The sequence below is a fragment of the Kyrpidia sp. genome (genome assembly GCF_023512215.1).
GTDB classification, from domain to species: domain Bacteria; phylum Bacillota; class Bacilli; order Kyrpidiales; family Kyrpidiaceae; genus Kyrpidia; species Kyrpidia spormannii.
In genome coordinates this window covers 22,193-28,954 of the sequence record NZ_JAILZZ010000041.1, presented here as the reverse complement: position 1 = coordinate 28,954, position 6,762 = coordinate 22,193, and the positions used below count along the sequence as shown (strand labels likewise).

9 protein-coding genes are annotated in these 6,762 nt (G+C 60.5%); 5 read left to right on the top strand and 4 right to left on the bottom strand.

The window, feature by feature from the left end; genetic code table 11:
- Together K6T64_RS12815 and K6T64_RS12810 are read right to left on the bottom strand one after the other, a co-directional pair.
- A partial coding sequence (locus K6T64_RS12815) for a ferredoxin (RefSeq protein ID WP_288010594.1) occupies positions 1-215 on the bottom strand: 215 nt, incomplete at its 3' end.
- A 47-nt stretch (positions 216-262) separates the two neighbouring features.
- A complete protein-coding gene (locus K6T64_RS12810; protein WP_157935364.1) occupies positions 263-613 on the bottom strand; it encodes an arsenate reductase family protein in 351 nt (116 codons plus the stop codon).
- Between the two features lie 94 nt (positions 614-707).
- Between K6T64_RS12810 and K6T64_RS12805 the strand changes: the two genes are divergently transcribed.
- The 4 genes from K6T64_RS12805 (at position 708) to queC (ending at position 3,440) form a co-directional block, all read left to right on the top strand.
- Positions 708-1,463, top strand: coding sequence for a tRNA threonylcarbamoyladenosine dehydratase (locus K6T64_RS12805; RefSeq protein WP_288010593.1), 756 nt, complete (start codon positions 708-710; stop codon positions 1,461-1,463).
- Between the two features lie 60 nt (positions 1,464-1,523).
- On the top strand, positions 1,524-1,958 hold the full coding sequence (gene queD, locus K6T64_RS12800; RefSeq protein WP_232059608.1) for a 6-carboxytetrahydropterin synthase QueD: 435 nt from the start codon (positions 1,524-1,526) through the stop codon (positions 1,956-1,958).
- On the top strand, positions 1,945-2,601 hold the full coding sequence (locus tag K6T64_RS12795) for a radical SAM protein (RefSeq protein WP_170085047.1): 657 nt from the start codon (positions 1,945-1,947) through the stop codon (positions 2,599-2,601). Before queD ends, K6T64_RS12795 begins: the two co-directional genes overlap by 14 nt.
- 116 nt (positions 2,602-2,717) lie before the next feature.
- A complete protein-coding gene (queC, locus tag K6T64_RS12790; protein WP_170086799.1) occupies positions 2,718-3,440 on the top strand; it encodes a 7-cyano-7-deazaguanine synthase QueC in 723 nt (240 codons plus the stop codon).
- Positions 3,441-3,466: 26 nt separating this feature from the next.
- On the opposite strand, the gene K6T64_RS12785 is transcribed toward queC, so the two are convergent.
- Positions 3,467-3,853: a hypothetical protein gene (locus K6T64_RS12785; RefSeq protein WP_170085046.1), complete on the bottom strand. Its 387-nt coding sequence runs from the start codon at positions 3,851-3,853 to the stop codon at positions 3,467-3,469.
- A 356-nt stretch (positions 3,854-4,209) separates the two neighbouring features.
- Entirely contained in the window at positions 4,210-5,154 is a 945-nt protein-coding gene (locus tag K6T64_RS12780) for a 4-hydroxy-3-methylbut-2-enyl diphosphate reductase (RefSeq protein ID WP_288010592.1), read from the bottom strand.
- 124 nt (positions 5,155-5,278) lie between these two features.
- Here K6T64_RS12780 and K6T64_RS12775 point away from each other — a divergent pair, with 124 nt between their 5' ends.
- Entirely contained in the window at positions 5,279-6,754 is a 1,476-nt protein-coding gene (locus tag K6T64_RS12775; RefSeq protein WP_288010591.1) for a methyltransferase RsmF C-terminal domain-like protein, read from the top strand.
- Positions 6,755-6,762: the final 8 nt, after the last annotated feature.

The window sequence follows — 6,762 nt, the reverse complement described above, 5'->3', positions numbered from 1 at the left end:
TCCTCCTGCCATTTCACCGATTCGCTCGGACACCCTTCAAAAGCATCCCGGGCGTCCGCCACGTACTCTTCGGGAATTTCCACAAAGCCCTCCCGGCCCCCGGGCAACTTCACAAACGCAAACCCATCCTCGTCCTCTCCGTAGACCTCTGGACAGGCCGCGGAACACGCTCCGCACGCAATGCACGTCTCCCGTTCCACCCAAGTCTTCGGCATTCACGTTCTCCTCATCTTTCTGCAACCTTGCATACCCGAGACCCGGTTCAGTTTTTCAGCACTTCGACCCAGCGATCGGGGTAGAAACCAATCACCACTCCACGGTCGGTCCACAGAATCGGCCTCCTGTACAATTTTCCCTCCTCACTGAGCAGCGCCAACCACTGCTCGTCGCTCAGGGTCTGATCCTTGAGCCCGAGTTCCCGATACCGTGTGCCCTTGGGATTGGCCAACTCACCCGGGGCGACCCCCGCCGCCGCCACCAGAGAACCGAGTTCCTCTCGGTTCAAAGGATGCTTAACAATGTCTCGCTCGACAAAACGCACGCCCTGCTCGCTCAACCACGCTTTGGCCTTGCGGCAGGTGCCGCATCTCGGATATCCTAGAAACGTCACCATCAGCCCTACCCTCCCCCGGTTTAAGTATAGCACGCCCCCGGACAGGCTCAAACCGCCAGGGCCTTCGGGGTGGGATGGGCAAAGGAGAGAATCAATGCTGCATTCATTCTCCAGAACGGAGTTGGTCATCGGCCCGGAAGGGCTTGACGTCATGGCCAAGAGCACCGTGGCGGTCATCGGTTTGGGCGGCGTCGGCTCCTTTACAGCGGAAGCTTTGGCGCGCACTGGTATCGGTCGCCTGATCCTCTTCGATCCCGATACCGTGGACATTACCAATATCAATCGGCAAATCCCCGCCCTGATCGACACGGTCGGGCGTCCCAAAGTCGAAGTCATGAAAGAGCGGATCGCCCGCATCCACCCCGGGTGCGACGTCGTTGCCGTACAGACGCGCCTTGCCAGAAATAACGAGGAAGCGCTGTTTCGCCACCAACCCGACTACGTGGTGGACGCCATGGATACGATCAGCGCCAAAATCGATTTAATCGAATCCTGCATCAGGCGTGATGTCCGCGTGGTCTCCAGCATGGGAGCCGCAAACAAAATCGACCCGACGCGGTTTCGGGTGGTGGATCTATCGGAAACCCGAGTGGATCCCATCGCCAAGGTCGTGCGCCGTGAACTGCGCAAGCGCGGCATCGTCTCCGGGGTACGCGTCGTTTGTTCTGATGAACAGCCGCGGGAACCGAGGCTTGACGTGCTCGCCCGGATGTTGACCCCGGAAGAGCGGGCCGCCGCCCGTACGAGAAAGTCCGCCATGCCCCCGGCCAGTATTGCCTTTGTTCCCCCGGTGGCCGGGATGATCCTGGCCAGCGTGGTGGTGAGGGATCTTCTCGGCTGGCCCATCTAGAGGGTTCACATATGGACGAAAGACTCGACACAGGCTATCATGGAAAGGGAGGTGGGTATCGTGGTTGCACAGAACCCGCTTCGTTACCGTGCGTTGCCGGTTTCCGTTGTGAAACAATTCACCTTTGATGCCGCACACCGCCTCGAAGCCTACGAGGGAAAATGTGCCCAATTGCATGGACACACCTATCGTTTGGAGGTCGAGATCAAAGGACACCCGGATCCCCGGGGACTTGTCATTGATTTTAATGAGATTAAAGCCCTGGTTGAGCGGGTGGTCCTTGAGCGGTTCGACCACCGCTATCTCAACGACGAGGTTCCCTTCAACACCACGGCGGAAAATCTCGTGGTGTTTCTCTATGAAGAGCTCGCCAAAGCCCTGCGGCAGACTCCCCAGGCCACCGATGTGAACCTCGAACGGGTGCGCCTGTGGGAAACTCCCACCAGCTATGCCGAAGTACAAAGGGAGGATATCATCAGACGTGAAACTGAATGAACTCTTTTTCTCCATTCAAGGCGAATCCTCCTCCATGGGGCTGCCCACGGTGTTTGTGCGCTTCACGGGATGCAATCTCCGCTGTTCGTACTGTGACACCACCTACGCCTATTTTGAGGGCACTCGGACGACCCCCGAAGAGATTTTCCGGCGGATTGAAGAATACGGCGTTCGTCGGGTGTGTTTGACAGGCGGCGAACCGCTGATTCAACCTCGGGAAGAATTGCAACAACTTTTGGATCTGCTCGGAGGAAATAATTACGAGGTGTCGATCGAGACCGACGGTTCCATCGATATTGAGCGGGTGAAACTGCGGCCAAAACAACGGTTCATCCTCGACATCAAAGTGCCTTCCTCAGACATGCACACCTACATGGATTTCGACAATTTGAAACGAGTTGTTCCCGAGCGGGACGAAATCAAGTTTGTGGTGGGCAACGAAGAGGATTATCTCTGGTCAAAAGAGATCATCCGCCGGTACGAAATCAGCCCGGAGCGGGGGTATCGGCTGTTGTTCAGCCCCGTGTACGGCGTGTTGGAGCCTCGTACCCTGGCGGAGTGGATTCTCCAAGATGAATGGGATGTCAGACTACAAGTACAACTGCACAAATGGCTGTGGGAACCCGGAAAGAGGGGGGTATAACCATGGGAGAAAAAGAAGGAGAAACCCGACCGGCAACCAGCCGCCCCGCTTCTTCCCCGGAGGTGGAGCCGCAAAGCCCTTCGTGGGCACCGTGGCAGGGGCCGACAAACCTCGGTTTGGAACATAGGGCCCCCCGGGCGGTGGTGATTTTATCGGGGGGGTTGGACTCGACAACCTGTATGGCCATCGCCGACCACGAAGGGTATGAACTTTATCCCATCACCTTTTCTTACGGGCAGAAACACGCGTTGGAACTGGAATCCGCAAAACAGGTGGCTGCCCACTACCGCGTGGGCGATCGCCACCGGGTGGTCGACCTGGGAAACTTTATCCGCGGTTCTTCCTTGACCGACCCGGATCAATCGATCCCCGTCGGGCGCAGCCTGGAGGAAATCGGAACCGGCGTCCCCTCCACCTACGTGCCGGGGCGGAATACCGTCTTTCTCAGCCTGGCCCTTTCCTTCGCCGAGAGGATAGACGCCCGGGCCATCTTCATCGGTGTCAATGCCTTGGATTACTCGGGTTACCCCGACTGCCGGCCGGAGTTTCTCCAGGCGTTCCAACGAGTCATCGATACGGGCACCGTCGCCGGAACCGAGGGCGCCGGGATCCGCCTCAAGGCTCCCCTGGTACATCTCACCAAGGCCGAGATTATCCGCTGGGGATCCCAGCTGGGAGCGCCCTACGCTTTGACCCATTCCTGCTATCAGGGAACGGTTCCCGCCTGCGGAGTATGCGACTCCTGCCGGCTCCGCATCCAGGGATTCCGGGAGGCCGGCCTCGTCGACCCGATCCCGTACGCCGTTCCCATTGCATGGCAAGCGGGCCGCCCCAACTGAGGGCGGCCCGACCAAACCCAGGCGTCTTATGCGGTCATCACCGCGCGGACAGACGCACAACCCAGATACTCCAAGGCGTCCGCCATATGATTGAAGTAGCTCGCTCGCCCGTGAAGCCCCCAAGCTTTGGCCACCCGCATAAACGCCGTTAACTGCCGCACATCGGTGGCCACGTAGGCCAGCCGGGGTACGTCGATCTGTTTCACGTATGCGTGAATATTGAGGACATCGATGCATCCCCCGATCTGGTTCAAGCCCACTCCACCCACCGCATGAATCAGCACCCCCGAACGCCCAGGCATCGCTCTCGACACCTCGGGAGACACCGGCGGGCGGGGCTGCACTTGACCGGAAGACGCTTCCTCGAGGGTGAACACGACAATGTCTCCCCGGATGTCGGCCCAACACCTCACCTGTCCCACTCCCCCTGGCTGGGAAGCTGCCATCCTTCCCGTAATGCCCTCCTTTGTGACACCCGATGAATCACGGCCGTTTGGAGTTGGCTCAAATTAAACCGATATATTCTGACGATTACACCGACTCTATGGGGCACGAACCTTTGGTTGACGAAACGACCTTTAACACTCGGGTAGGTGATATATTCGCGATTTAAACTCAAAATCCTGCCGACTGGCCGATTGATTTTTTGTAAATATTCTTATAAGATTTCACGCCAAAACGAAAAAGCCGTCCGGCCATAGTAAATCACAGCAAACCAGACGGCGTAAATGAGGTTTCGGTCAGACAATTCCCTGCCGCCTCTTCCATTTCAGGGCTCTCTTCGCCCCACTGGGAGCAGGCGGTCCGGAGACACCGTACGGACGGGCACCCAGGTGGAGTGGTCTTTTTCATCAAACCGTTCCAGAAAACTGATTACTTCCCGGGTGATGGGGGTGGGAGTCGATGCCCCAGCGGTAACCCCGACCCGGCGCACCCCGCGAAGCCAGGCAATGTCCAACTCGGTGACATCCGCCACCCGCTTGGCCGGCACGCCCGCGATTTCTTCGGCCACCTGAGCCAATCGCGCCGTGTTGTTGCTTCGGGGGTCCCCCACCACCACCACCAAGTCGCAACCTTTCGCCTGCTCGGCCACCGCCTCTTGACGAAGTTGGGTGGCCAGGCAAATTTCATTTTTGACCTCGGCCTGGGGGAACCGCTCTTTGACCCGCTCCATCAGCTCCCGGGTGTCCCACTGGCTCATGGTGGTCTGATTCGTCACCAGCACAGGACCCGGAGGCAGATCCAGCTCCTCAATATCCTGGACATTCTCCACCAAGTGAACCCGGCCCGGCGCCACGCCCAGCGCCCCCTCGGGTTCCGGATGCCCCCGTCGCCCGATATAAATCACCTGGTAGCCCTTGGCCACCCGGTCCCGGATCAGTTCGTGGGTACGCATCACATCGGGGCAGGTGGCGTCCACCACCGTAAGCCCTTTCTCAACGGCACGCTTTCGCACCTCCGGGGACACGCCGTGGGCGGTAAACACCACCGTTCCCCGGTCGATCTTCTCCAATAAGCTCAGGCGATCGCCCCCGTCCAGGGTCATCACGCCCTCGCGTTCAAAAGCTTCCACCACGTGGCGGTTATGAACGATCATGCCGAGAATATAAATCGGCCTCGGCAAGTGAGGATCATCCGCCGCCCGTTTGGCCAAGACCATCGCATCGACCACGCCGTAACAGTATCCCCGGGGCGCAATCTTGACCACTTCCACCCCGAATCCCCCTCTCCCTCCACAACCGATCCCCGGCCTTGCCTGAACCGGCCTCGATATGCTTATTATAGTTGAAGCGGCCAATCCGGCCAAACGGCGGCACGCCAAGAAAAGGAGCCGAGACATGGAACGCTTTGTGGTTGCCTTGCCCGACCTCTTCGTCCATCGCATGCGGGAATTACTCGGCCCCGAAGCCGAGGATTTTTTTGAAGCCCTGCGCCGGCCCCGATCCCGGGGCCTCAGGGTGAACACTCTCCGGACCAGACCGGACGCCCTGGCGAGGCGTTCCCCTTTCTCCCTTGCCCCGGTTCCCTGGGCTCCGGAGGGCTTCTTGTACCACCACCCGGATCGGCCGGGGCTTCACCCGTGGTACGATGCCGGGGTTTACTATATCCAAGAACCGGCCGCCATGGCCGCAGCGGTACTGCTGGCTCCCCAACCCGGGGAGTGGGTTCTCGACCTGGCTGCGGCACCGGGAGGAAAATCGTCCCATCTCGCCGCCCGGATGGAGAACCGTGGCCTTCTCGTGGCCAATGAGCCACACCCGAGGCGCTGTCGGGTCCTGGCACAGAATCTCGAACGGCTGGGCGTCACCAACGCCCTCATCACCCAGGAACAGCCCGAGGCGCTCCTCCGGTTTGCCGGCCTTTTCGACCGGGTGCTCCTCGACGCCCCGTGCACCGGAGAGAGTATGTTTCGCAAAGATCCGTCCGTGACCGAGGCCTGGAGCCTCCGGCGGATCACCCGCAACGCCGAGCGCGGGCAGCATATCCTCTCGGTGGCCGCAGATTTCGTCCGGCCGGGAGGACGACTGCTTTACGCGACCTGCACTTTTGCGCCGGAAGAAAATGAACAGGTCATCGCCCGGTTTCTCCGGGAACGAAGGGATTTTCACCTGGTCCCCGCCGAGTTGCCGGGCTCTAGCCCGGGGCGCCCGGAGTGGGCGGACGGCAACGAGGAGTTGTCCCGGTGTTGTCGCTTATGGCCTCACCGAACACCGGCTGATGGGCATTTTTACGCACTCTTGGAGCGGGCCGAAGACGCCCGTCCCCAGGGCGCAGGTCGGGGGCAGACAGGGCCCCGGATCGGGCGGAGTCTGAAGACTTCCCGGCTTCCCGATCGGGCCGCGGCGGCCATTCGCCGCCAGTTGCCGGAAATCTCCCTGCCGGCCCTGTGGGAACAGCGGGGGGACACCTGGATTGCCCTGCCTGAAGATTTGCCTCGTCTGGGCAGTTTGGACGGTGTGCGCATCATGGCCAAGGGCGTAGCCTGGGGAGCGGTTCGGGGCGCCACCTTTCTCCCCGCCCACAGTCTGGCCATGTCCCTTCCTTTTGAAGAGTCCCCCCGGGCCATCACCTGGCCCGCGAACACCCCGGAGGTGGTCGAGTGGCTGAAAGGCCGCTCTCTGCCCGCCCCACCCGGCGCAGAGCCGGGATGGGTACGGGTGGGAGTGGACGGCTTCCCTTTGGGATGGGGCAAAATCTCCGCCGGCCAACTGAAGAATCATTATCCGAAGGGCCTGCGCCGCGACCTCAGCACCGACCGGGAATTGGACGACCCAGAGGACGGCGGAGCCAACGGACAATCGGGCAGCCTTTAGCCGCCACC